Here is a 25,326-nt window from a genome sequence, read left to right on the forward strand (position 1 = left end):
CCGAGCGGGGAGGCCATGGTCTCCACGTGCCGGCGACAGTGTTGGCGGCGGCCAATCGTGGCGCCCGGATGGGCGACTCGATGATCCCTCTGGAACCAGAGGACGTTCACGGCGCTATCCGACAGGGAACTGAGTCCAATCTGGTCGTCTTTGTCGTGGACACCTCGGGTTCCATGGCAGCACGCGACCGTCTGGCAGCCGTCACCGGCGCGGTCACATCGCTGCTGCGTGATGCCTACCAAAGCCGCGATAAAGTCGCTGTCATTACTTTCCGCGGAAATAACGCCGAATTAGTTTTACCGCCGACGAAGTCTATCGACACCGCAGTACGTCGCCTCGCAGATGTCCGCACTGGTGGCCGAACTCCATTGGCCGAAGGATTGCTGAAGGCACACGAAGTGGTAGTTCGGGAAGCCCATAGGGAGCCCACACGGCGCGCAATCATGGTCTTGCTCTCCGACGGCCGAGCAACGGGTAAAAATGGCCTGCAGCAGGCGAGGGCTGTGGCCGCAAAGATCCGTCGTCAAGCGTTGGCGGCGACGGTGGTTATCGACTGTGAGCGCTCTCGCGTGCGGCTGGGGCTGGCACAGGAACTCAGCGTGGAATTGGGTGCGACCTGCATAAATCTCTCCGAACTCAATGCCGAAGCCGTGGCGGGCGTGGTCCATGCCTATCATCGAGACCATGGCACAAGGAAAGCTTGACCCCAAATCAATTCCCAACGATGGACTGACCACCAGGCAGCGTCGCATGATTCCGATTACTGCGGTGCATACGGGCCCAGGTAAGGGCAAGTCCACCGCGGCATTCGGTATGGCGATGCGCGCGTGGAATCAGGGGATGAATATCGGTGTCTTCCAGTTTGTAAAGTCGGCAAAGTGGAAGGTTGGCGAGGAAGCTGTCATGCGCCGGTTGGGCGAGCTTCACGACGACACGGGGGAAGGCGGCCCGGTCGAATGGCACAAGATGGGAGAAGGTTGGTCTTGGTCGCGTAAGCAGGGCACTGAGGAGGACCATGCGGCAGCTGCTGCCGAGGGATGGCAGGAGATTAAACGCCGCCTGGAAAATGAGGTGCACGACTTCTACGTGCTCGACGAGTTCACCTACCCAATCAAGTGGGGTTGGATTGATGTCGACGATGTGGTGGAGACATTGAGGAACCGTCCCGGCCGCCAGCATGTGGTGATGACTGGCCGCGATGCGGATCCGAAGCTCGTGGAGGTCGCGGATCTGGTGACGGAGATGACCAAGATTAAGCACCCGATGGATGTCGGACGTAAGGGACAAAAGGGCATCGAGTGGTAGCGCCTGGAATTGTCATCGCGGCGACAGCATCAGGCACGGGAAAGACGACAATCTCCACGGGCCTGATGCGTGCACTGTCGCGCCGTCACGCGGTGGCACCTTTCAAAGTCGGACCCGACTATATTGATCCTGGCTATCACGGGGTAGCCGCTGGTCGTCCCGGCCGCAATCTGGATTCCTTTATGTGCGCGCCTGAGATGATTGGGCCGCTCTACGCACATGGAGCTGCCGACAGCGATATTGCGGTGGTCGAAGGGGTTATGGGGCTTTTCGACGGCCGCATTGGTGACGACCCGCTATCGGTGGAGGGCTCGACGGCTGAGATTGCCTCACTGTTGGGACTTCCGGTGGTGTTGGTGATTGATGCCCGGCATATGTCGCAGTCGGCGGCGGCTGTTGTCCACGGTTTCTCCACGCTTCGCACTGACGTCCGTGTCAGTGGCGTGATTATTAATCAGGTGGGCAGCCCGCGGCATGCGGACATCATTACCCGTTCTGTGGAGACCATGGGGGTCGAGGTGCTCGGCGCTATTCCGCGAGTGACTGATATTGAGGTGCCCAGCAGGCATTTGGGGCTGGTCACTGCAGTCGAGCAGGGTGAGCAGCTAGAAGCGGTCATTGAATCGATGGCCAACTTGGTGGAGACCTACATCGACATAGACCGGATTATCCAGCTTGCCCGGCAGCCCTATCCAGCTGAACCATGGAACCCCGCACAGTTCGTTGTACCGCTGGCTACTCAGCGCCGCGTGCGTGTAGCGGTCGCGGCGGGTCCTGCGTTCTCGTTTACCTATGCAGAGCACCGTGAGCTATTGCAGGCCGCTGGAGCCGAGGTCGTGGATTTCGACCCATTGGTTGACGAACTGCCGGAAGCCGAAGGCTACATCGTGCCCGGTGGATTCCCAGAAGAGCATGCCGACGCGCTATCTATTCGTGATGACATTCGCCGCGATCTACGTCAGGCTGCCGATGATGGTGCGCTGATTCACGGCGAATGCGCGGGGCTGCTCTGGCTGCTTGAAGATCTCGGTGGGCGCCGTATGTGTGGCATCATCCCGGGGCGAGCGCACATGGCACGGTTGAAGCTGGGGTACCGGGAGGCTGTGGCGCTGACTGATTCTGCGCTGTGCCCGGTAGGAACGCGCGTGCGCGGTCACGAGTTTCACAAGACAGCCCTCACCGATGACACCGCAAGTGTCGCTGCTGCGGCCGGGTGGCAACCAGCCTGGGGTTGGCGTGGATATCAAGGCGAAACAGTTCGCGACGGCTTCGTTTCCGAGTCTGGGCGGATTCATGCCGGTTACCTGCATGTTCATCCGGCGGGTGCGCCGGGGAACGTCAGTCGCTTTGTCGCTTCGTGCGCCGGGTAAAGTGTTAGCTATGAGTTTGCTTCTCAAAGACTACGGTGTGTTGGTGATTGGCGGTTCCACGGCTGCAGAGCGCGTGATTCCTCGGCTGTTGGACTCTGGCGCTGATGTCACTGTGTGTGAAGGTGGGGAAGTAACAACTGCGATTGAGGCCTGGGCTGCAGACGGCCGTATTACTTTGACCCGCACCGGCTTTACCGAGGCGATGAGCTGGGGCAAGGCTCTCATGGTCTGCTGTGACGAGGCGTTGCTGCGTGAGGTGACTCTAGAGGGACACCGCCGAGGTATTCTCGTCGACGATGAAACCGGGGCTTCCAGCCCGCTTACTCCTGTGGCGCTGACCGGCCGTCGCGCGTCGCGGGCTGGGGACCTCGCTGGTCAGGTCGCGCTTGTGGGTGGTGGCCCGGGCGACCCCGGTCTGATTACCGTTGAGGGGCGTCGCCTGCTCCGGCTTGCCGACGTTGTCGTTGCAGACCACCTCGGTCCACTGTCGCTGCTCGGTGACTTGGAGCCGGATGTCGAGATTATTGATGCCGGCAAGCTTCCTTACGGCCGCGCCATGGCTCAGGAGCGCATCAATGAACTGTTAGTTCATCGTGCCCGAGAGGGCTACTTTGTGGTCCGGCTCAAGGGTGGCGATCCGTACATCTTCGGCCGCGGTTTTGAAGAGCTTCAGGAGCTACAGAAGGCTGGGGTACCGGTTCGTGTTGTGCCGGGTATTACTTCAGCACTGGCGGTACCGGGGACGATTGGCATCCCAGTTACTATGCGTGGCGTCAACCATGAATTCACTGTTGTGTCCGGTCACGTCCCACCGGGGCACAGGAAATCGCTGGTCAATTGGGATGCGCTGGGCCGGATGCACGGCACTATTGCCATCATTATGGGAGTTAAGAACGGGCCGAAGATTGCCGAGGCTCTGATGAAGGCCGGCCGCAGCCCGAAGACTCCGGCTGCGGTCATCCAGGACGGCACGCTGCCGAATCAGAGGTCGCTACGCTGCACACTCGGCGAGCTTGGCGAGAAAATGGTCGAAGAGGGAATCAAGCCGCCCGCGGTAATCGTCATCGGTGAAGTCGCCGGTCTGGATGAGGGCGATGAGTAAGAACAACAAGTTGAGCAACAACAAGTCGAGGAAGCGTGAGCCAGAGCAGCAAAAGGCAGGGCTTGTTACCCGACTGCTTGCCGACGATCAGCTGCGTAGCGCCATCTGGATGGGCGCTGCGACCTTCCTGGTGTTCTACCTCGGAACCATGATCATCTTCCGACTCCTTCTCCTCGGCGGAGAAGGATCGCGATACGACAGCATTTTCATCGCTATTATCGCTCTGATTGCCGCCATTGTGGCAGGCCGAAAGCGCTACAACGACGACATTTAGTTTTCCGGGACGCGGAAGATGAGGGTGTCGTCGTCAAGCGAGACGTCGTATCCTGCGGCGCGTGCGATGTCGACGGCCTCTGTGGGGGAGGTCGGTGTCGTGTCGGAAAGGGCGATGGCGCGGGCAAATAGGCCCTTGTAGTGCTTGTTGAAGTGGCTGACGATTTTGCCCTCGGCGGTGAGCACGGTCATCGTTGTCGCGCTCTTGACTTTGCCCAAATTGGCGTAGGTGCCGGAACGAAGGTCGATGAGGAAGTCGACATCATTGAGAGCCTCGGTGATGGCGGTACCCCAACGGCGCTTCATTGTGGGAGCCGCGTCGGCAGGCTGATCCGCGAAGGGGAGCTTGACCGTACCAGAGAGACGGTAGTGGGGGATGAGGTCGTCCCCGCCAATGACACCGAAGAGCGCTGACCCGATGGCGAGTCGAGCACGGCCGGTTTCCGGCAAATCGCTGGGGGAGAGTGCGTCGTAGAGCACCCCGGTATAACGCTCGAGAGCCGGCATGGTCGGCGACTCTAGGAGCGCGGCATTAGCTGTGACTTCGTCAGCAAGCCGTGGCCCCAGCTTCAGTGTTTCCATCGCGGCTTCCCTGTTCGCACTTAGCGCCACGAGATCGGCTGCAATGCGCTCGCGGATGGGGTTGAGGGAGCCGAAGCTCAGCGAGGAAAAGTCTACTGCGGGATGGCTGCCACCAGTGGCTTTGGTTTCAGAGGGGGGTAGGACTACGAGCATGGGCACCATAGTAATGCCCCGCATGTTGCGAAGAATGATCGACGGGTAAAATCAGCATTCATGATTACGCGAATGTCCCAGCTGTTCCTGCGCACACTGCGCGAGGATCCAGCTGACGCCGAGGTCCCTAGCCACAAGCTGCTCGTCCGTGCCGGCTACATCCGGCGAACTGCCCCTGGTGTGTACTCCTGGCTGCCACTGGGCTTGAAGGTTCTGCGCAACGTAGAGAAGGTTGTGCGCGAGGAGATGGAAGGCATTGGCGCACAGGAGCTGGCATTCCCTGCACTGCTCCCGCGTGAACCGTACGAGGCGACGAATCGGTGGACCGAATACGGCCCCGAGCTGTTCCGTCTGAAGGATCGCAAGGGCGCGGACTACCTGCTGGGGCCGACGCACGAAGAGATGTTCGCGCTGGCTGTCAAGGATCTTTTCAGCTCCTACAAGGATTTCCCGACGACGCTGTTTCAGATTCAGACCAAGTACCGCGACGAGGCTCGCCCGCGCGCTGGTATTCTGCGTGGCCGCGAGTTCGTGATGAAGGACTCTTATTCCTTCGACATGGACGACGAGGGGCTGGAGAATTCTTATCAGCAGCACCGCGGTGCCTACCAGCGAATTTTTGACCGGCTGGGCATTAAGTACGAAATCTGCCACGCCACCTCCGGCGCTATGGGCGGTTCGGCCTCCGAGGAGTTCCTGGCTGTTAGCGAAAGTGGCGAAGACTCCTTCGTAGTCTCCACCGACGGTGAGTACGCCGCCAATGTGGAAGCCGTGAAGATTCCGGCAGTTGAACCGCAGCCGATTGAGGGACAACCGGAGGCGAAGGTTTACGAGTCTCCGAACTGCACCACAATCGCAGCACTTGTTGATTGGGCCAATGGTGCGGACCTCGGACGCGAGGTCACTGCTGCCGATACTTTGAAGTGCGTTCTCGTCGCCGTCGACCCGAAGAAGGTCGATAAGGAGGGCAACGCCCTGCCGGAACAGCTCACCGCAATCCTGGTTCCCGGTGACCGTGAGGTCGATGAAAAGCGTCTTGAAGTCGCATTTGAACCGGGTGAGGCGCGCTTGCTGGAGGACAAGGACTTCGCAGCCAATGACTTCCTGATCAAGGGCTACGTCGGCCCGCAGGGGCTCGCCGATCGCGGTGTGAAGGTCCTAGCTGACCCCCGCGTGGCGGAGGGCACAAATTGGATTACAGGAGCCAACGAGGAAGGCAAGCACATCGTCGATGTGGTCGCTGGTCGCGACTTCCAGATTGATGGTATTTGCGATGTCGCAGAGGTGCGTGACGGCGACCCGGCTCCGGAGGGGCATGGCACGCTAAAGATCGAGCGCGGAATCGAGATCGGTCACATTTTCCAGTTGGGCCGCAAGTACACCAACGCCTTTGAAATCGACATCCTCGATGTCAACGGTAAGCGTGCTCGTCCGACGATGGGGTCCTACGGCATTGGCGTGTCCCGCCTGGTCGCTGTCCTCGCGGAACAGCAGTTGGATGAAAAGGGCCTCAAGTGGCCAGTTGCCGCGGCACCGTACAAGGTTCACATCGCTGTGGCCGGCAAGAACGCCGAAGCAGCTGAGGCCGCTGAACAGCTGGCGGAAGACCTCAGCCAGCAGGGCATTGAGGTGCTTTTCGACGACCGTCCGAAGGTCAGCCCCGGTGTGAAGTTCAAGGACGCCGAGCTGCTGGGTATGCCGTTTGTGGTCATCTTTGGCCGTGGCTACGCGGACGGCAAGGTGGAGCTGCGTAACCGCCTGACCAACGAGACCGACGAGGTCGCCGCTGACGGCATTGCAGCTCACGTCGCGGAGCTGGTTCGCAAGGCTTAGAGCCCGGGCAACGGCTCCAAGTTGTTGCCACCTAGCGCTGCCGCTCCGGCGGCAGCCACGCCAGCTGCCTGCAGCGCGAACATACGCATCCGAGGGTTATTAGCAGCGAGCAATACGTCTTCCCACGCCTGGGCACAATAGCGCTCCAATGCAATCATGTAATCGACGGGTGCCGTATCTGGCGAAGGAGCGCCTTCCGGCATATAGCCAGGTGCGCTCTCCGGCACCTCAACGTCGGAATCCTCCAAAATTAGTCGGGCACGATCGCGCAAAATTCGGTGGCGCTCGCCACGGGCCAAAAGTGCAGTAGTGGTATCGCCTCCGACACGTGGTGCGGCTACGCCGACACCGTAAATCATCATGTATTCGGCTTGCAGTGCCTTAGTCATCTGTTCTTCGGCACCCGAGATTTCATCCCTGTCACTGGGAATCAATGGGACAAGCTCCTCCCACTCAGCGCCCGCAACACGCAGAGCGAGGACGATACCGCCATCGACAGCCGTGGCGAGGCGCGCAGTGTGCTCCTCCCGCAATGCAGTGCGTGAATCCAGGGCATTCGTCAGTACGGGATTGTTTCGCGAGTCCGTGAGCAGTAGCTTCGCGTCGGAACCGGTAACCAGGGATCCTGGGACTGCTACGTCCGAGCCACATTCATCGACAGGTTTACCGTCCTTGTGGGTGCCGCAGGCGCGTGTGATTTCCTTATCCAGTTCGGTAACCTGCGCGGAGCGCACCGCTGCGAGGTCAGGATTGGCGTCGCTAAGCGACTGTGCATCGCGCGCCGCCAGCGCATGGAGAACCTCAATGGCGTAATCGGGGCGCGGTGCCACCAGATGCGAGCACGCGGAAAGCGCAGGAAGTGATCCCACGGCGAGGGCAGCAGCGAGGAAGCCACGGCGCGAGAGAGTACGAGTGCGATGCGATGCGGAAGCAAAACTGGGGGAGGGAGGTTCAACAATCACCTCACTATGGTGCCACGGCGGGCGGCACTTTGTGTCAATGCGGTATGTGGAAAGCGCCCAGGTGCGCAATTCCTAGTACTTGACCTGTAGACTCTACGACTATGGCGATACCCGCACCCGAGAAAATTGAACAGTTTGTGAGCCCGGCGCTCGCACAAATCGGCCTGGATGTGGAAGATGTCAAGGTCGTTCGCGCCGGCGCAAAGTCACAGGTCATTGTGTTAGTTGACGCAGATGAGCGTCCTGACCTCGATGTTCTGGAACAGGCCACGTATGAAGTATCTTCGGCTCTGGATGCCGCGGAGGCACGTGGTGAAGCGGACTTCGGCGCTCAGGGCTACACCTTGGAAGTTTCCACTCCTGGTATTGACGCACCGCTGACCCAGCCTCGGCACTGGCGTCGTAACCGTGGTCGTATTGCGGAGATTTCGCTTGCCGACGGTTCCGCGATTGCAGCCCGCATTGGTGCGCTGTCGCCGGATGAAGAATCCATCATTCTCGTTACCTCTAAGGGGCCAAAGGGACGTTTGAAGGCTGTTGGCCAGCGTGTCCAATTAACCAATGTGGCCCGTGCAGTGGTACAAGTTGAATTCTCTAATCCGCCCGCAGCCGAGAAGGATTTTGCGGGACTAGACTATGACGATGCCTTGACCAGGCTGGAGGATAACAAGTGAAGATTGAACTAGCTGCCCTGCGAACCTTGGAAAAGGAAAAGGGTATTCCTGTCGACGAAATGCTGGGACTGGTCGCCCGAGCATTGCGTGAAAGCTACCGTAACACCACCGCACCGGCACAGTATGCGCGCGTCGAAATCGACCGTGAGACCGGTGACGTCATAGTCTTTGCCCAGGAGCGAGACGACGAGGGCAATCTCATCTCCGAATGGGACGACACTCCGGAGGACTTCGAGCGTACCGCTGCATTCGCTGTTCGTCAGACCATCCTTTCGCGTCTGCGGGATGCGGAGAGCGATAAGGTTCTCGACGAATACGCAGACCTGTCTAATCAGGTCATTTCCGGCGTGGTCCAGCGCGATGTCTATGCCAATGAAAAGGGCATTGTCGTCGTCCACATCGGTTCGGAGGCCAACGGCCGAGACGGTATTCTGATGCCGGCTGAGCAGCTGCCAGGTGAGGAACTCAAGCACGGTGACCGCATCAAGTGCTACGTCGTCGGTGTGAACAAGACACCGCGCGGTGTTGCGATTCACCTGTCACGCACGCATCCGGAGCTCATTCGTAAGCTCTTCGAACTTGAAGTTCCGGAAGTTGCCGATGGGGCAGTGGAATTGATTTCCATTGCGCGCGAGGCCGGTCACCGCACCAAGGTTGCTGTACGCCCCACGGTCAAGGGCCTCAACGCTAAGGGCGCCTGCATTGGGCCCCGCGGTCAGCGTGTGAACTCGATTATGAATGAGCTCAAGGGCGAGAAGATTGACATCATCGACTACGACGAGGATCCGGCGAAGTTCGTTGGTAACTCGCTGGCGCCCGCCAAGGTAGTTAGTGTCAAGATTCTGGACATGGACGAGCGCCGTGCACACGTTGTGGTGCCCGACTACCAGCTCTCTCTTGCTATCGGCAAGGAGGGACAGAATGCCCGTCTGGCGGCTCGTCTGACCGGCTGGCGAATCGATATCCACTCCGACGCGGAGTAGACACAACGTCAGCGTCCCAGCGGTTGCGAAAGTGGCGGGAAAGTGCCTAGGGGGTTGGCACTTTTCCGCCTTTTCGGGTTATGCTGGGAGGTGGCCAAACGACAAGGCGTGATTTTCCTATGCGAATTTTCGCGCTGAATTTCTTAGCAGGAAGGTGGGTGCGTCAGGAGTATGACGACTTCGCGGGTGCTAAACCCGAATTCGACAACTCATACGCCTGCACCCACACGTACCTGTATTGCAACTAAGCAGCGCCACAATTGCTCGGAGCTGCTACGCATTGTCGCCACCACCCGTTCAGATGGCTCAGTAGCCGTCGTTGCTGATCCGCATCGTCGGATGCAGGGGCGAGGTGCCTGGATCACCCCAACACTAAAGGCTTGGGAGATCGCCGACAAGCGCCGTGCATTTGGCCGCGCACTGAAGGTATCTACGCAGGTAGATGCGTTTCCGGTTAAACAGTTTATCGCCACGCACTACGAAGCGGCGGAGGGTTTCGCCCCCGCTGACGATGTGCGTGTCGCTAAGCAGGGAGGCAGGAAAAATGACAACAGAAAGACCTGAACACTGATGAGCACACGATGAAGCATCAGCGATGAACGGCAACAGATAAGAGGGAGCCCTGCAGGCGCTCTCGGTGCGCGGACAAATCCGCCATCGGGCGCTGCTCGGCCCCCACTAGTGAGGAGAGCAGTGTCCGGAAAGCTACGTGTCCATGAGCTCGCTAAGCAGCTCGGGGTCACCAGCAAAGAACTACTCGCCGAGCTGAAGGCTCAGGGCGAGTTTGTTAAGACCGCTTCTTCGACGGTGGAACCACCCGTCGTCAGGAAGATGAAGAAGGTCTACGAAGAGAAGAATGCTGGCGCAGGTGCTGACGCGTCTGCCCAGGCCCCAACTACCAAGGCTGCTGCTAAGTCGGGTGCCAAGCCAGCTGCAAAACCAGGCGCTAAGCCTGCTGCACCAGCGGCGGCAAAGCCGGGTGCCAAGCCAGCTGCACCGTCCCGTTCGCCGAAGCCGGGACAAGAAATGCCACGCCCGCCGAAGCCTGCTGGCCCGAAGCCAGGGCCGAAGCCAGGCGCACGCGCACCGCGTGTGGCGAACAACCCATTCTCGACCGGCGGATCCTCCCGTCCGGCACCGCGGCCGTCCAACATGCCGCGTCCGCAGGGTGGAAACGGCCGTCCGGGCCCGAAGCCGGGAGCACGCCAGGGTGGCCCTCGCCCGCAGGGTGGAAACGGCCGTCCGGGCCCGAAACCGGGAGCACGCCAGGGTGGCCCTCGCCCGCAGGGTGGACAGGGCCGCGGTAATAAGCCGAGCGGCAATCGTCCGACTCCGGCAATGATGCCTTCGCACCCGAACCCGGGGCAGATGCCTGCAAAGGCAAGCCGCGGTGGCGGTGGCGGTGGCTTCGGCGGCCGTGGTCGCGGCCCGGGTGGCCCGGGTGGCGGACCGCGCGGTGGTCGCGGCGGACGTCGCGGTGGAACTGCAGGTGCATTCGGGCGACCAGGAGGCGCCCCGCGTCGCGGACGTAAGTCGAAGCGTCAGAAGCGCAACGAGTACGAGGCAATGCAGGCACCATCCGTGGTAGGCGGCGTTAAGCTGCCCAACGGTAAGGGCACGACCATTCGCCTCGCACGTGGTGCATCCCTGTCTGACTTCGCTGAGAAGATTAACGCCGATGCAGCATCGCTGGTCCAGGCGTTGTTCAACCTCGGCGAAATGGTGACGGCAACTGCATCGGTCTCCGACGAGACCCTGCAGCTGCTCGGCGACGAGATGGATTACAAGGTCCAGGTCGTCTCGCCTGAGGATGAGGACCGCGAGCTCCTCGAGTCCTTCGACCTCCAGTTCGGTGAGGACGAGGGCGACGATGAGGACCTGGAGCAGCGCCCGCCAGTGGTAACTGTGATGGGTCACGTCGACCACGGTAAGACGCGCCTGTTGGACACGATTCGTAAGGCCAACGTCGGTGGCCACGAGTCCGGTGGTATTACCCAGCACATCGGTGCCTACCAGGTGCCGGTGGAGCTCGACGGTGAGAAGCGCAAGGTTACCTTCTTGGATACCCCGGGTCACGAGGCGTTTACCGCCATGCGTGCTCGTGGTGCCAAGTCGACCGATATCGCGATTCTGGTTGTTGCAGCTGATGACGGCGTCATGCCGCAGACGGTTGAGGCTATTAACCACGCCAAGGCCGCTGATGTGCCGATTGTCGTTGCAGTCAACAAGATTGATAAAGAAACTGCAGATCCGCAGAAAATTCGTGGTCAGCTGACTGAATACGGTCTCACTGACGAAGAGTGGGGCGGCGACACTATGTTCGTCGATATCTCCGCTAAGCAAGGTCTCAACATCGATCAGCTTCTCGAAGCAGTGCTGTTGACTGCCGATGCTTCGCTGGATCTGCGCGCCAATCCGGATATGGACGCTCAGGGTGTCGCCATTGAGGCTCACCTTGACCGTGGCCGTGGTCCGGTGGCAACCGTTATCGTTCAGCGCGGTACGTTGCGCGTCGGTGATTCCATCGTTGTCGGTGACGCATATGGTCGTGTTCGCCGCATGGTCGATGAGTACGGCAACGACGTCGATGAGGCCGGTCCTTCCCGTCCGGTTCAGGTGCTCGGCCTGACCTCCGTACCGGGTGCTGGTGACAACCTCCTGGTTGTTGACGAGGATCGTACGGCCCGCCAGATTGCAGACCGCCGCGACGCACGTCGTCGTAATGCGCTGCAAGCACGTCGTCGCAAGCGCGTCTCCCTGGAGAACCTGGACGAGATCCTGAAGGAGACCAACACCCTCAACCTGATCCTGAAGGGCGACAACGCCGGTACCGTCGAGGCACTGGAAGAAGCCCTGCTCAAGATCGAGGTCGACGACGAGGTCGCACTGAACATCATCGACCGTGGTGTCGGTGCTGTTACTCAGACCAACGTCACGCTGGCTGCTGCGTCTGACGCCGTCATCATCGGCTTCAACGTTCGCTCCGAGGGTAAGGCCACAGAGGTTGCCAACGCTGAGGGCGTTGACATCCGCTACTACACGGTGATTTACCGTGCTATCGAGGATGTTGAGGCTGCTCTGAAGGGCATGCTCAAGCCGGTCTACGAGGAGAAGGAGATTGGTCGTGCAGAGATTCGCGCCATCTTCAAGTCCTCCGCAGTTGGCCTCATCGCCGGCTGTATGGTCGAGTCCGGCAAGGTCCGCCGCAACGCGAAGGCTCGCCTGGTTCGTGACGGCAACGTCATTACGGATTCGGCGACTATCGAGTCGCTGAAGCGAGAGAAGGACGATGCTACCGAGGTCGCAGCCGGTTACGAGTGCGGTATGGTGCTGTCTTACCCGGACATCCAGGTGGACGACGTTATCGAGGTCTACGAGATGGTCGAGGTTCCGCGCACGTAGCAACGTAAGCTAAACACTGCGTGAACTTTGATAAGGCGCTCCCTTCGGGGAGCGCCTTTTTGCGTATCGTGTTCGTTATGGGCTTCAAAACTAATCTCTTTGCACTCTCAGATGAACTGCCGCGAACGAATATTTTGAATTATCCTCCTGCGAGCGCAGAGGAGACTCTTGCGCAATTGGACAAGATTTGGCCAGGGAAATTCGCCTTTGATTCCGAAGAAACCATTGAGGATGGTCATAATTGGTACTTCCACGCGGTAGCGTTTGGGCCAACGCTGCTTTTCGGGACCGACGACGTATACGACCTTATTGAGGACCCAGCGTTGGCGAACGATCCTCGCGAGAGTTGGTCACTGTGCATCAATAGTGTTGTCGATTTCTGCCACTACAAGACTCCTACCAGGGAATTAGCAGCAAGCTGCGAAGACTATGATTTTGACATGCAGCGGTTTTTCAGCTCTGGACGACTGTTGGATTTCGAGGTACCGTTCGCTAACGGTGAACACGTCGAGGTACTACATCCGACGGATGTGGCTGAATGGGAACAAACCCATGGCAGCGCGGCGCCCAAGGATAAAAATGGTGAGGTAAGTTACCTTTTCCATCCGCTGGATTTAGGCAATGCTGCGGTTAAATGGATTTTCGGCATCGAGGGAGAAACACCATTGCAGGACAGTGTGATGGATTCACTGCCTGACTGCTCTCATGTTAATGGGTTACCGATGTACAACTTCGTGGAGCGCCGTTAAGAGCGTACGGGTAGGCTGCGTTTCAGCTGCGCAATTCCGTAGTAGCGACTCCCCATGCCGTCGATGACATCGATGGTGGTGGCAGTGTTGTCGTGATGATTAATGGGTTAATAACAAAGGGCGAGCGTGCGGCGAAGCAATTGGCTGCACTCGGTAAACGGGTGCGGGCGAAGTCGCGAAACATGCGGTTCGAAGTTGAGTAGTGTTTTGCGTGTTAGTATTAGCAGTCCTTTGTATTGAACCGTTTTGCCGGATCCCAAATGGGTCTTTGTCAGCGAAGGGGCACTTCAGGCCCCACGCTAAATGGGGTCTAGCTACGAATCGTTACGCACAGGTAGAGATAGATAGGGAGTAGCCAAAAATGGCAGATCCAGCACGCGCGCGCAGGCTGTCCAAGCGTATTCAGGAGATTGTCGCCAGCGCAATTGAGCGTGAGATTAAGGACCGGCGGCTGGAGTTTGTGACTATCACCGACTGCCGCGTCACCGGCGATTTGCACGACGCCACAGTTTTCTACACTGTGCGCGGACGTACGCTCGACGAGGAACCGGACTACGAGTCGGCAGCAGCAGCGCTGGAAAAGGCGAAGGGGCAGCTGCGTTCCCTGGTCGGTCGTGGCACCGGTGTGCGCTACACACCGACGCTGGCTTTTGAGGTTGACACCGTGCCGGAGATTTCCGCGCACCTTGAGGAGCTGCTCGATAAGACTCGCGCGCGCGACGCGGAATTGGCTGAGCAGGCTAGAAACGCAAAGCCCGCAGGCGATGCCAACCCATACCGCGACGAGGAGTAAAACTCTCCACCGGCCACATCTATCGATGAAAGGGGCACCCACGTGACCACTTCTCCGCAGGCTCAGGAGCAGGCAGCTCACCAGCTTTCCCAGGCGATTAATCGCCGCATGTCCAAGCCGATTCAGCAGATGCAGGATATGCTTGCCGACGCCAAGAAGGTCGGCGTCATTGCCCATGTTCACCCCGATGCGGATGCGATTGGTGCCGCATCTGCGATGGTCATGGCTCTTGTACAACGTGGCATTTCGGCTGTAGCCAGCTACGGTGAGAGCGATTTGCCAGCCAAGTCGCTGCTGACCATCCCCGGATGGGAGCGATTTGTCGAGTACACGGACTTGGATGAAGACATTGACACGTGGGTGACTGTCGACTGCGCAAGCCCGGGGCGCCTCGGTGCGCTGGAAGATCGCGTGATGGCCTCCGACCGCGTTATCAATGTTGACCATCACGCGACCAACACTCGCTTTGGGTCCGTCAACATGGTTGACGAACGCGCAGAGTCCTCGACCATGGTGCTCCTGGACTTCTTTGGTGTCTGGGGTATCAAGCTGACCACGCCGATGGCTCATGCTCTCTATGCAGGGCTGTTGACGGACACCGCATCGTTCCAGTTCGGCCATTCCCGCATGCACACTGCAGCGGCGCGCCTGCTGGATAAGGGGCTCAATCCGCGCACGATTGGTGCACAGCTGCTGGAAGAACATCCGTTTTCCTACCTTCCATTCCTGGGCAAGGTGCTTTCCACCGCGACATTGGTGCCCGAGTGGGGCGACGGCGCTGGCCTAATCCACGTCGTCATTGAGCACGACCAGACCGCCGAAGTTGGCCACGATGAGATTGAATCGGTCGTGGACATTGTGCGTACGACTAATGCGGCCGACGTCTGTGCCGTGCTTAAGGAGTATGAGCCAAACCAGTGGGCCGTCTCGCTGCGTTCTCGCGAGCTTGTCGATGTCTCCCAGGTCGCCCTGGAAATTGGCGGCGGTGGCCACGAGCGTGCCGCCGGTCTGACTCGGGAGTGCAGCAAGGATGAGCTGCTGCAGGCCATCCTGGACACCAGCGATGTCGCAGCCCAGGCACGCCGAGGCACGAGCGAGGCCTAGGGGATTGTCGGACTCGCGAGAAACTCAGGAGCGCACTGAGATTGAGCAAACTGGCATAGAGCGAACCGGGCACAGTGCGAAGTCAGATGTCAGCCTTCGCGCAATCGTTTCGCTGGCGCTGCCAGCGTTGGGTGTTCTTGCCGCGCCCGCACTCTATGTGCTGCTGGATACGGCTGTCATTGGTCGGCTTGGAGCTGTCCAGCTTGCGGCGCTTGCCGCTGGTTCGACGGTATTTTCCGTGGTAACTACGCAGCTCACTTTCTTGGCTTACGGCACGACCGCCCGATCAGCGCGAGCCTTTGGCAGGGGCAACGTGGACGAGGCGGTTGAAGAGGGATTGCAAGCGACGTGGGTCGCCATCTTTGTGGGCCTTAGCCTCTTTGCCATCATCGTGGGGTTGGCACCAGTATTTACCGGTTGGTTAGCTCCTCATCCGGAGGTCGCTCATGATGCCGGGCAGTGGTTGCGAGTTGCTGCCTTCGCCATTCCGCTGACGTTGATTGCGCAGGCTGGAAATGGTTGGTTGCGCGGTATCCAAAACACCCGCGCGCCGCTGCTATATGTGCTCTCAGGCCTTGTTCCGGCCGCCATTGTGATTGTGCCGCTGGTCCGCGCCTTCGGTCTCGAGGGCTCTGCGATGGCCGTTCTTTTCGGCGAATTGATTACCGGCGGGCTGTTCCTCCGCCGTCTTTTCAAAGAGTGCTCTAGCCGCAAGCTCTCCATGCGCCCGAATGGCGCCATTATCAAAAGCCAGCTGGTCCTCGGCCGCGATCTCATCGTTCGCTCCTTGTCCTTCCAGGTAGCGTTCCTCTCTGCCGCAGCGGTTGCTGGCCGCGTTGGGCCGACCACGCTCGGTGGACACCAGGTCATGCTGCAACTGTGGAACCTGATCTCGTTGGTGCTCGACTCGCTAGCCATTGCTGCACAGACGCTCGTCGGTGCAGCGTTGGGAGGTAGCTCCACGTCTGTTGCCCGCTGGACTGGCAAGCGAGTTACTGTCTGGTCAAGCGTCATTGCCCTCGGCCTAGCGGTTGTCTTCGCAGTGGGTAATGCCAGCATCGTCCGCATTTTTACCGACGCCACAGGCGTGATTGACGCAGTCACCGCAGGGCCATGGTGGATTCTTGTCGCAATGATTCCTATCGGCGGTGTCGTCTTTGCGCTCGATGGCGTTTTGCTCGGCGCCGGCGACGCAGCCTTCCTCCGTAACGCCACCGTTAGCGCGGTCTTGTGCGGTTTCCTCCCACCGGTCTGGCTGGCGCAGGCATTTGGCTGGGGGCTGACCGGCGTGTGGTGCGGTCTCTTGGCCTTCATGATTCTGCGACTCATCTTTGTCGCTACCCGTTTCCGTGGAGAGAAATGGTACGGCATCAGCGCATGAGTGTGCTTGTCGACGTCCAGGAGTACCTGGCCAGGCATTTGCCCGCCCGTAGCCGGCTAGTTATTGACTCCAATGCCGAGCGTCCGTTTAGTGATGCGGAATTGCAGCAGCTCCGTAGCGCTGAGTTCAGGCTGTCTGATGGTGCAGCACCTGTTCGAATCCGCGATTTCACCCGAGGGCGCCTCGCTGCGCATGAGGCGGTGCAACGGCTAGGAGAGCCTGCCCCACATGGGATTGGCATGTCGACCACCGGAGCGCCGCTGTGGCCGCGAGGAGTCGTGGGGTCAATTAGCCATTGCGACGGGGCCGTGGCAGCCGTGTCCGCGAGCGCTGAACAGCTGCAGGGGATTGGCATCGATGTCGAGGTCGAGCAGACTCTAGAGTTAGGAATCATCGAGGCAGTCTTGCGCACTGACGAAGCACGCCTTGACCCGCTGGTGCAATTTAGCGCCAAGGAATCAATGTACAAACTCTGGGAGCCGATAGTCGGGCAGTGGCTAGACTTCGACGAAGTCTCCGTCCAACTGCGAAAGAAACGGATAGCAGTGCGAGGTTTTTCCCGAGGACTCACAGGCGGACCTTTACAGCTAACGTTTCACCGTGAGATTCCCGACGCCTTCTGCGGAGTAAAAGGCTTCTGGGCTCGCGGTGCAGGCATCGTTGCAACCGCGGTGTGGCTCGAGCAGTCTTAAAATCCTTGAGAGGTAGTCACAGCGTGGCCGGGCGCACCACGAAGACCGTCTTAGCCCGTTTGCCAGATTCTGTGAGCAGCGCCGGAACCTTTCCCGTTGGTGACACCGCCGCATAGACTCCAGGTTTTCCGATCGGCTCCAGCCACTTGCCCTGAGCCAAATCAGCCGCCTGCTGTTCAGTAATTTCGCGGGTATCAAAGCAACGCAGGCAGGCCTCGTCCAGACTCATCGGCAGCAAGGAAGCGGCGCGCTCCGGGACTGGGCGTCGCATCTCCGCAATTTCTGGATGGGCGGTGTCGAACTGCTCGGCCTTCGCCGTGAGCTCGTCGATAGTCAACGCCTCATCAATAGTGAAAACGCCGGCGGCAGTACGCCGCAGAGCAGTGAGATGACCACCGACTCTCAGTGCATCCCCCAAGTCACGAGCTAGGGCGCGGATGAAAGTGCCGGCAGAGCAGTCGACCTCCACGTCGATATCGATGCACTCCCCGGGGCGCGAAGGATCGGAGTCGTGGCGGATGTCCAGAACCTCATAGCGGGTGATCGTCACTGGGCGCGCAGGGATATCGACCTTCTCACCACGGCGGATGCGCTCGTAGGCGCGGACACCGTCAATCTTCACCGCTGATACCGCCGCGGGTTTTTGCATGATTGTGCCGGTGAACTTCGCAATTTCCGCTCGAACCATTTCATCAGTCACCGATGCCGCCGAGGATTCGGAGAGCAACTCGCCTTCGGCGTCGTCGGTAAGCGTGGCAGCGCCGAGTCGAATGGTGGCTTGGTAGGACTTCGTGTCGGCGTGGACATGTGGCAGGAAACGGGTGCCGCGGCCGATGCCGAGGACGAGCACACCGGTGGCCATTGGGTCGAGGGTACCGGAGTGGCCGACCTTCTTGGTGCGGAAGATGCGACGGAGTTTGCCCACTACATCGTGGCTTGTCCAGCCTTGGGGCTTGTCGACGATAACAATGCCGGAGTCTGCAATCGGATCGAAGTCGGTCATAGACGCAATCCTATGTTGCGCTATATGCGGTGTGTTAAACGGTGACCAGTTACACTGGCTCTTTGTGGAGATTTGGTATGGCTTGGACAATGCACCCGAAGACCTGGGGGACACGGTCGTAACCATCGGAGTGTTCGATGGTATTCATCTTGGGCATAAGCGCCTGATAGCTGCTGCGGTCAGTGACGCTCGCGCTCGTGGCGTGAAGTCGCTGTTGATGACTTTCGATCCCAATCCCGTAGCGCTGTTTGCCCCGGATAAGGTGCCGCCGGCACTGTCCACCGTGTCCCGTCGCGCCGAGCTGGCAGAAGCGGAGGGAATCGATGCCATGCTTGTCGTGCCTTTCGACAAGAACTTCTCCAGCATCCCCGCAGAAGACTTTGTACGCACCGTTGTCCGCGACAAGCTGAATGCACAGGCCGTCTTCGTTGGCCAGAACTTCACCTATGGGCAGAAGGCCGCAGGTACCGCCGAGACTATGCCGGAGCACGGCTGTAAGTGTGGGGTCGACGTCACCATCGTCGACCTTCTCGACGTCACTGCCGCGGACTCGACCGAACGTGTTTCGTCGACACGTATTCGCGGTTTGCTTGCCGACGGTGCGGTGTCCGCAGCCGCCTCGTGTCTCGGGTACTTCTACCGTGTCGATGGTGATGTTCTTCCAGGTCAGGGGCGTGGAGGAGCGCAGCTGGGCTTTCCGACCGCCAATATTGACTTCGCTGAGGGCCTGGCAATCCCGGCTGATGGTGTCTACGCGGCATGGTTCACGGTTCAGCCGACGGCAGCCCGCCCGGAGCCGGACCCGAAGGGCGATATCGAGTTTGGGGTGCGCTACCCAGCGGCCGTGTCGGTGGGCACTAATGTGACCTTTGGAGACACTGATCGAACGGTCGAGGCCTACGTGATTGACCGTCATGCGGACCTCTACGGCACCGCCGGGCAGGTTGAGTTTGTCGACCGGATTCGCGGAATGGAGAAGTTCGACTCGGTCGAGGAGCTCATTGACCGGATGAACCAGGACGTGGCAGACACCGAGGCCATTTTGGCTAAGACCGATTAGCTGTTAAAGTAAAACGTCGGCTGTGACTGCGGTCCACAAGCAGTTGCGAGGAACCAGCTGCCAGACGCTGTTTGGTTCCGGAAAAGCCGAGAATGTGGACTGAAAAAACGACCATAATTTGATTCAAGGAGTTAGATTTACATGGCTTTGAACACTGCAGAAAAGGCTGAGATTCTCAAGGAGTTCGGCCTGCACGAGACCGACACCGGTTCCCCGGAGGCTCAGGTTGCACTGCTGACCGCACGTATTCGTCAGCTGACCGAGCACCTGAAGTTCCACAAGCACGATCACCATTCTCGTCGTGGTCTGCTGCTGCTGGTCGGTCGCCGCAAGGGCCTGCTGCAGTACCTGCAGGACAACGACGTTGAGCGCTACCGTAAGCTGATCGAGCGCCTGGGTCTGCGTCGCTAAGGTTCTCCCTAATGTCTTGTTTGTCAGAGCTTCATTGGTGTAAGTTGCTCTGTTAATTCAAGGCTTTTAAGCTTTTTAGACCCGCCGTTTGGGTTTCCATTGGATGGAAGCTCACGGCGGGTCTTTTTTTGATCACTTGTCGTTGTGGTATTCACTCATCGATGCGCTGTAGCGTGGCCACAAGTGAATCCCTCATCGACATGTGGAGGGGCTGATCGAAGGCGTGCGCATAAGTGCCGGGGCCCCATCGATAAGACACGGTAATTCGTCGATAAGACACGGTAAACCATCGATGAGTCAAGAAAAGTCATCGATAAGTGCCCCCGCCCCGCAAACTCCTAGAACCCCGCGTAGGTGCAAGAACCCAGATGCAGTGAGAGATCTCCGATCCGTCCAATACGAGAACTTTCCGCGTTAGCTGGTAGAATGCGTGACGCAAACGAAGTTCATTCGATCTTTTACAGGCGACATCGATGATCGCCGCTATTTCTAGGAGTAAGAAACCTATGGCCAACAGCAAGGCTGTTGAATTTTTCTTTGATGAGGATTTCGGTATTACCGAGGCCGTTGCCACCATCGACAATGGTGATTTCGGCACCCGCACCATTCGCTTTGAAACGGGCCAGCTGGCTCGTCAGGCCGATGGTTCGGTGACCACCTACTTGGACGAGGAGACCATGCTCCTGTCCACCGTCACCGCTTCCAACCAGCCCCGCGAGGGCTTTGATTTCTTTCCGCTGACCGTCGACGTTGAAGAGCGTATGTACGCCGCGGGCAAGATTCCGGGTTCGTTCTTCCGCCGTGAGGGCCGCCCGTCCACCGACGCCATCCTGGCATGTCGTCTGATTGACCGTCCGCTGCGTCCGACCTTCGTCAAGGGCCTTCGCAACGAGGTACAGGTTGTCGTCACCGTCATGTCCTGGGATCCGAAGGACCGTTATGACGTTGTCGCAATCAACGGCGCGTCAGCTGCAACTCAGCTTTCCGGGCTGCCGGTTTCCGGCGCTGTCGGTGGCGTCCGCATCGCGCTCGTTGCTGATGACAAGCACCCAGAGGGTGCATGGGTCGCTTTCCCGACCGAGGAGCAGCACGAGCAGGCTCTGTTCGAGATGGTCGTCGCTGGCCGTATCGTCACCCGCAAGCGTCGCGGCAAGAACGTCGAAGATGTCGCCATCATGATGGTGGAGGCCGGAGCAGGGGAGACCGTCGTCAAGCGTATTGCTGACGGTGCACCGGCGCCGACCGAGGACATCGTCGCCGCTGGCCTCGAGGCAGCAAAGCCGCACATCAAGGTTCTGTGTGAGGCACAGAAGGGTCTGGCTGAGCGCGCAGCGAAGGAAACGCAGGAGTTCCCGCTGTTCCCGGCATACAGCGATGAGATTTTTGACGCAGTCGAGAAGAAGTCCGCTAAGAAGCTGGTCAAGCTGCTCACCATCCCGGGTAAGCAGGAACGAGATGACGCCACCAATGAGTACATGGAGGACGTCGAGGGGCAGCTGCTGGAGCGCTTCGTCTCCGATGATGTCGACGAGCAAGCTGCATCTAAGCAGATTCGCGCTGCATACAACGCAGTGATGAAGCAGATTGTCCGTGAGAAGATTCTGGCTGAGGGCTTCCGCATCGATGGTCGTGGTGTCACCGACATTCGTGACCTGGGCGTTGAGGTCGGTCTGATTCCGCGTGCCCACGGCTCTTCGCTGTTTGAGCGCGGCGAGACCCAGATTCTGGGTGTCACCACTTTGGACATGCTGAAGATGGAGCAGCAGATTGACTCGCTGACTCCTGTTACCTCGAAGCGCTACATCCACCACTACAACTTCCCGCCGTACTCCACCGGCGAGACCGGTCGTGTTGGCTCTCCGAAGCGCCGCGAGATTGGTCACGGGGCACTGGCTGAGCGCGCTCTGCTGCCGGTCGTGCCGTCCCGCGAGGAATTCCCGTACACCATTCGCCAGGTCTCCGAGGCTCTTGGATCGAATGGTTCGACCTCCATGGGCTCGGTCTGTGCTTCGACTCTGTCGCTGTACAACGCCGGTGTGCCGCTGAAGGCTCCGGTTGCCGGTATCGCCATGGGCCTGGTTTCCGGCGAGGTTGACGGTGAGAACCGCTTCGTCGCACTGACCGATATTCTCGGTGCCGAAGACGCATTCGGTGACATGGACTTCAAGGTCGCTGGTACTGCGGACTTCATTACCGCACTGCAGCTGGACACCAAGCTCGACGGTATTCCGTCGAAGGTTCTGGCCGATGCTCTGTCCCAGGCTCGTGATGCACGTCTGGCCATCCTGTCCACCATGGCTGAGGTCATCGAGTCTCCGGACGAGATGAGTGGTCTCGCTCCGAAGATCACCACCGTTAAGGTTCCGGCTTCGAAGATTGGTGAGCTCATCGGTCCGAAGGGCAAGACCATCAACGGTATCACCGAGGAAACCGGTGCTGATATCTCTATCGAGGACGACGGCACCGTATTTGTCTCGGCAACTTCCGGTAAGGGCGCGGACGCTGCAATCGAGCAGATTAATGCCATTGCTAACCCGCAGCTGCCGAAGGTCGGCGAACGCTACCTGGGCACTGTCGTGAAGACTGTCGCTTTCGGTGCTTTCGTCTCCCTGACTCCGGGCCGTGACGGTCTGATCCACATCTCCAAGCTCGGTGGCGACAAGCGCATCGAGAAGGTCGAGGATGTCATCAACGTCGGCGACAAGATTCAGGTCGAAATCGCTGATATCGACAACCGCGGCAAGATCTCGCTGGTTCCGGTCGAAGACAACTAATGCTTGGCGACGGAGGATGCGCTGTAGGTAGCCTCCGACAACGCGTGTAGCGATGGCGCGGTTAGGTCACAAATTGACCTAACCGCGCTTTTGTTTTGGGTTAATCTCGGGTTTCGAACGGATTAATTTTCGAACCCACATGGAAGGTGATTTGCGCATGCAACTTGTCGCGCACGATCATGAATTCATTGACATTGCGGCCGGTGACTATGTCGCAAGTATTTCCCAGTTCGGTGGTGGTCCGAGATCACTGGAGTACTGTGGCCTGCCACTGCTGACTGACTATCCCAAAGGGTTCAATCCACCGTTGTCCGCAGGTACGCTCCTGGCTCCGTGGCCGAACAGGGTCGCTGACGGAGTATTCATCTTTGATGGGGAAGTACATCGGCTAGATATTTCGGAGCCGTCCCGGGCGAATGCTATTCACGGGTTTGTTGCAGATCGCGTTTGGTCTGTGGTCGATTCTGATGACAGCAGCGTCACCTTGGGCGTGGAAGTTGAGCCGCAGCCGGGCTGGCCTTGGGAACTCGGTCTGACCGTGCGTTGGCAAGTCACAGCCTCAGATGGCCTATCGGCGGAGTTCACAGTGCATAATCGCAGCGATAGGGAGTGCCCGTTTGGTCTGGGCTGGCATCCCTATTTAAGCGCGTTGGGCGCTGACTTCGGCAGTTGCACACTGCGGTTGCCCGTTGATAAAAACCTGCCACTGGAGCCAATTCGAAACTTGCCCGCCGGCCCAGCGGTGCCAGCCGAGACGGTGGTTCCCAGCCTTCGAGAGGGAGTATCCCTGGATGGACTGTGGCTGGATCACTGCTTCTTTGCTGCCGAGGAGACAGCGGGGAGTGACTCGCCGCGCCGTCGTGAAGCGCATTTGGTTGGGCCAAATGGCAAGGGTGCTGTGCTCTGGGCCGATGATGAATTCAGGTTTTTCCAGGTCTATGTTGCGGACGCCGGACGACGAGAAGGATTTCCTGGGCACGGGAATGCGATTGCGGTGGAGCCAATGACATGTCCGCCGGATGCGCTACGCTCCGGTACCGGTTTGCTGCGAGTTCAGGCTGGAGAGACAACAACTCTTGCCATGGGACTGCGCGCGGAAACGGGCGGAAAATAGTTTTCCCAGCGCAGAAGAGTGCAGCCCCCTCAATGGAAATCCCGGGCCGGGAGCAAGCCGCCTAGTTTAGGCGGTATTCCCCCCCCGGTCTTGGGGGGGGGGCTACTGTAATGCAATCTTCTTCCGCTGCGGCTTGAGCAGCGTGGTGAGGAAGATTAGCACCACGGCAAATCCCGCGGCGGTAAACATCGCAATGCTATAGCCACGAATCAAGTCGTCGGCGGCAGGAGCTGCTGCACCAGTGCCGGACAGGCCAGTGGCAATAACAGCTGACAGCGCCACAAACAGTGCGGTACCGACAGCGCCGGCAACCTGCTGTAGCGTGTTCATGATTGCTGAGCCATCCGGGTAGAGGCGCTTCGGAAGATCACCAAGACCGAATGTGAACAGCGGAGTAAACAGCAGCCCCAGGCCAATCTCAAGGACGATGTGGCAGGCGACAATCCACCATAGCGGAGTCGATGCTGAGATGAAGCCGAGCCCGAAAAGACCGAGGGCAAGGACAATGGAGCCGGGAATTGCCAGTGGGCGCGGACCATAGCTGTCAAAGAGCCGGCCGACAGCCGGTCCCATAAGGCCCATGACCAGTGGACCAGGCATCACAATCAAACCAATAGTCTTGACGTCGACACCTCGCAGATTGAGGTAGAGCGGCAAAATGATGATCACACCGAACATCAGCATGAAACCAATGGTCAGAATGATTGTGGACAGCCTAAAGCTCTTTGTGCGGAAGGTTCGAAGATCCAGCAGAGCTCGGTTGTGCGGTGCCAAACGGCGCTGGCGCATGATGAAGAACACCAACAGCACGATGCCGACTGCGCACAGGATTCCGTCGATAAGCGAAAACTCTGCGCCCACGCGGCTCAGCGCGTACACCAGCGGACCGAATGCGCCGGCACTGAGGAACACCGAGAGGATATCGATGGACTTCGCGGAGTTTTCCTCAATATTGGGAACGAGAATGACACCCACTACCAGCACAATTAGGCCGAGCGGCAACATCGTGTCGAAAAGCGCATGCCAATTGTTATTGGCAATCTCCAGAATGAGACCGGAGATGGTCGGTCCGATAGCAGGCGCGACAGCGATGACCACGCTCATTCGTCCCATCATGCGCCCGCGCTCATGCTCCGGTACTACGTTGAGCACCGTGGTCATCAGCAGCGGCAGCAGCACTGCGGTACCGGACGCTTGGACAATGCGTGCGAGCAGAACGATCGCGAAGTTTGGCGCGAAAGCACCGATGAGAGTGCCCACGACGAATAGTCCTTGACTGACCGCGAAAAGAATGCGGAACGGCACTGCCGAAATGAGAAATCCAGTGACCGGAATGACAACTGCCATGGTCAGTAGGAACGATGTTGTCAGCCAGCCTGCGGTAGCTGCGCTGATTCCGAGGTCCGCCTTGACGACGGGAATTGCGACGCTCATGACCGTCTCGTTCAAGATAGCCATGAATGCCGCAGCTAGTAGCACGTAAATGGCCATATAAGCACTTTTGGGCGCATCGGCCTGTGGTGCCTCCGAACTTGGGCTGAGTTCGGAATCTTCAGATTCAGAAACCAATTGAAGTCTCTTTCTATATATCGGTACAGAAATAGGT

The 25,326-nt window shown here is 59.0% G+C and carries 23 protein-coding genes; 19 read left to right on the forward strand and 4 right to left on the reverse strand.

What is annotated here, in order from left to right:
* Positions 1-26 precede the first annotated feature (26 nt).
* The 5 genes from HMPREF1206_RS06700 to HMPREF1206_RS06720 are packed head-to-tail and all read left to right on the forward strand — an operon-like array spanning position 27 to position 4,051.
* Complete coding sequence (locus tag HMPREF1206_RS06700) at positions 27-704, forward strand: VWA domain-containing protein (RefSeq protein WP_016422575.1); 678 nt, start codon at positions 27-29, stop codon at positions 702-704.
* Positions 685-1,305 carry a cob(I)yrinic acid a,c-diamide adenosyltransferase gene (gene cobO, locus HMPREF1206_RS06705; protein WP_042389270.1) on the forward strand — a complete coding sequence of 207 codons (621 nt, stop codon included), beginning with the start codon at positions 685-687 and terminating at the stop codon, positions 1,303-1,305. Before HMPREF1206_RS06700 ends, cobO begins: the two co-directional genes overlap by 20 nt.
* Positions 1,299-2,675, forward strand: a complete 1,377-nt coding sequence (locus HMPREF1206_RS06710; RefSeq protein WP_016422577.1) for a cobyrinate a,c-diamide synthase — start codon at positions 1,299-1,301, stop codon at positions 2,673-2,675. Before cobO ends, HMPREF1206_RS06710 begins: the two co-directional genes overlap by 7 nt.
* Positions 2,676-2,685: 10 nt before the next feature.
* Complete coding sequence (gene cobA / locus HMPREF1206_RS06715) at positions 2,686-3,777, forward strand: uroporphyrinogen-III C-methyltransferase (RefSeq protein WP_016422578.1); 1,092 nt, start codon at positions 2,686-2,688, stop codon at positions 3,775-3,777.
* Positions 3,770-4,051: a hypothetical protein gene (locus HMPREF1206_RS06720; RefSeq protein WP_016422579.1), complete on the forward strand. Its 282-nt coding sequence runs from the start codon at positions 3,770-3,772 to the stop codon at positions 4,049-4,051. The genes cobA and HMPREF1206_RS06720 overlap by 8 nt, the downstream gene beginning before the upstream one ends.
* On the opposite strand, the gene HMPREF1206_RS06725 is transcribed toward HMPREF1206_RS06720, so the two are convergent.
* A complete protein-coding gene (locus HMPREF1206_RS06725) occupies positions 4,048-4,785 on the reverse strand; it encodes a YaaA family protein (protein WP_042389272.1) in 738 nt (245 codons plus the stop codon). The genes HMPREF1206_RS06720 and HMPREF1206_RS06725 overlap by 4 nt on opposite strands.
* A 60-nt stretch (positions 4,786-4,845) precedes the next feature.
* Between HMPREF1206_RS06725 and HMPREF1206_RS06730 the strand changes: the two genes are divergently transcribed.
* Positions 4,846-6,618, forward strand: a complete 1,773-nt coding sequence (locus HMPREF1206_RS06730) for a proline--tRNA ligase (RefSeq protein ID WP_016422581.1) — start codon at positions 4,846-4,848, stop codon at positions 6,616-6,618.
* Here HMPREF1206_RS06730 and HMPREF1206_RS06735 read toward each other — a convergent pair.
* Complete coding sequence (locus HMPREF1206_RS06735) at positions 6,615-7,580, reverse strand: DUF4439 domain-containing protein (RefSeq protein ID WP_049189652.1); 966 nt, start codon at positions 7,578-7,580, stop codon at positions 6,615-6,617. The two genes, HMPREF1206_RS06730 and HMPREF1206_RS06735, sit on opposite strands and share 4 nt — an antisense overlap.
* Positions 7,581-7,681: 101 nt before the next feature.
* On the opposite strand from HMPREF1206_RS06735, the gene rimP reads away from it, so the two are divergent.
* From rimP to HMPREF1206_RS10810, 9 genes are all read left to right on the forward strand, one after another.
* Entirely contained in the window at positions 7,682-8,254 is a 573-nt protein-coding gene (gene rimP, locus HMPREF1206_RS06740; RefSeq protein WP_016422583.1) for a ribosome maturation factor RimP, read from the forward strand.
* On the forward strand, positions 8,251-9,237 hold the full coding sequence (gene nusA, locus HMPREF1206_RS06745) for a transcription termination factor NusA (RefSeq protein WP_016422584.1): 987 nt from the start codon (positions 8,251-8,253) through the stop codon (positions 9,235-9,237). The genes rimP and nusA overlap by 4 nt, the downstream gene beginning before the upstream one ends.
* A gap of 171 nt (positions 9,238-9,408) precedes the next feature.
* Positions 9,409-9,801, forward strand: coding sequence for a YlxR family protein (locus tag HMPREF1206_RS06750; protein WP_016422585.1), 393 nt, complete (start codon positions 9,409-9,411; stop codon positions 9,799-9,801).
* 129 nt (positions 9,802-9,930) lie between these two features.
* Positions 9,931-12,639, forward strand: a complete 2,709-nt coding sequence (gene infB, locus HMPREF1206_RS06755; RefSeq protein ID WP_016422586.1) for a translation initiation factor IF-2 — start codon at positions 9,931-9,933, stop codon at positions 12,637-12,639.
* A 20-nt stretch (positions 12,640-12,659) separates the two neighbouring features.
* Positions 12,660-13,388 (forward strand): hypothetical protein, encoded by a 729-nt coding sequence (locus HMPREF1206_RS06760; protein ID WP_016422587.1) that lies wholly within the window; start codon positions 12,660-12,662, stop codon positions 13,386-13,388.
* 361 nt (positions 13,389-13,749) lie between these two features.
* Positions 13,750-14,181 carry a 30S ribosome-binding factor RbfA gene (gene rbfA / locus HMPREF1206_RS06765; protein ID WP_016422588.1) on the forward strand — a complete coding sequence of 144 codons (432 nt, stop codon included), beginning with the start codon at positions 13,750-13,752 and terminating at the stop codon, positions 14,179-14,181.
* A 42-nt stretch (positions 14,182-14,223) separates the two neighbouring features.
* Complete coding sequence (locus tag HMPREF1206_RS06770; RefSeq protein WP_016422589.1) at positions 14,224-15,285, forward strand: bifunctional oligoribonuclease/PAP phosphatase NrnA; 1,062 nt, start codon at positions 14,224-14,226, stop codon at positions 15,283-15,285.
* Positions 15,286-15,289: 4 nt separating this feature from the next.
* Positions 15,290-16,666, forward strand: a complete 1,377-nt coding sequence (locus HMPREF1206_RS06775; protein WP_016422590.1) for an MATE family efflux transporter — start codon at positions 15,290-15,292, stop codon at positions 16,664-16,666.
* Positions 16,645-17,358 carry a 4'-phosphopantetheinyl transferase gene (locus HMPREF1206_RS10810; protein WP_147580940.1) on the forward strand — a complete coding sequence of 238 codons (714 nt, stop codon included), beginning with the start codon at positions 16,645-16,647 and terminating at the stop codon, positions 17,356-17,358. Before HMPREF1206_RS06775 ends, HMPREF1206_RS10810 begins: the two co-directional genes overlap by 22 nt.
* Before the next feature lie 16 nt (positions 17,359-17,374).
* Here HMPREF1206_RS10810 and truB read toward each other — a convergent pair whose 3' ends face one another.
* Positions 17,375-18,361, reverse strand: coding sequence for a tRNA pseudouridine(55) synthase TruB (gene truB / locus HMPREF1206_RS06785; protein WP_016422592.1), 987 nt, complete (start codon positions 18,359-18,361; stop codon positions 17,375-17,377).
* Positions 18,362-18,425: 64 nt separating this feature from the next.
* Here truB and HMPREF1206_RS06790 point away from each other — a divergent pair, with 64 nt between their 5' ends.
* From HMPREF1206_RS06790 to HMPREF1206_RS06805, 4 genes are all read left to right on the forward strand, one after another.
* Positions 18,426-19,421, forward strand: coding sequence for a bifunctional riboflavin kinase/FAD synthetase (locus HMPREF1206_RS06790; protein ID WP_042388641.1), 996 nt, complete (start codon positions 18,426-18,428; stop codon positions 19,419-19,421).
* Between the two features lie 141 nt (positions 19,422-19,562).
* The gene (rpsO, locus tag HMPREF1206_RS06795; RefSeq protein ID WP_016422594.1) at positions 19,563-19,832 is read left to right on the forward strand and encodes a 30S ribosomal protein S15; all 270 of its coding nucleotides are present in this window, start codon (positions 19,563-19,565) and stop codon (positions 19,830-19,832) included.
* A gap of 506 nt (positions 19,833-20,338) precedes the next feature.
* Positions 20,339-22,606 (forward strand): polyribonucleotide nucleotidyltransferase, encoded by a 2,268-nt coding sequence (locus tag HMPREF1206_RS06800; RefSeq protein WP_016422595.1) that lies wholly within the window; start codon positions 20,339-20,341, stop codon positions 22,604-22,606.
* Positions 22,607-22,763: 157 nt separating this feature from the next.
* On the forward strand, positions 22,764-23,720 hold the full coding sequence (locus tag HMPREF1206_RS06805) for an aldose 1-epimerase family protein (protein ID WP_016422596.1): 957 nt from the start codon (positions 22,764-22,766) through the stop codon (positions 23,718-23,720).
* Positions 23,721-23,822: 102 nt separating this feature from the next.
* Here HMPREF1206_RS06805 and HMPREF1206_RS06810 read toward each other — a convergent pair whose 3' ends face one another.
* The gene (locus HMPREF1206_RS06810; RefSeq protein WP_224784239.1) at positions 23,823-25,211 is read right to left on the reverse strand and encodes an MDR family MFS transporter; all 1,389 of its coding nucleotides are present in this window, start codon (positions 25,209-25,211) and stop codon (positions 23,823-23,825) included.
* Positions 25,212-25,326 lie beyond the last annotated feature (115 nt).

Source organism: Corynebacterium sp. HFH0082 (assembly GCF_000411235.1).
Lineage (GTDB): Bacteria > Actinomycetota > Actinomycetes > Mycobacteriales > Mycobacteriaceae > Corynebacterium > Corynebacterium jeikeium_D.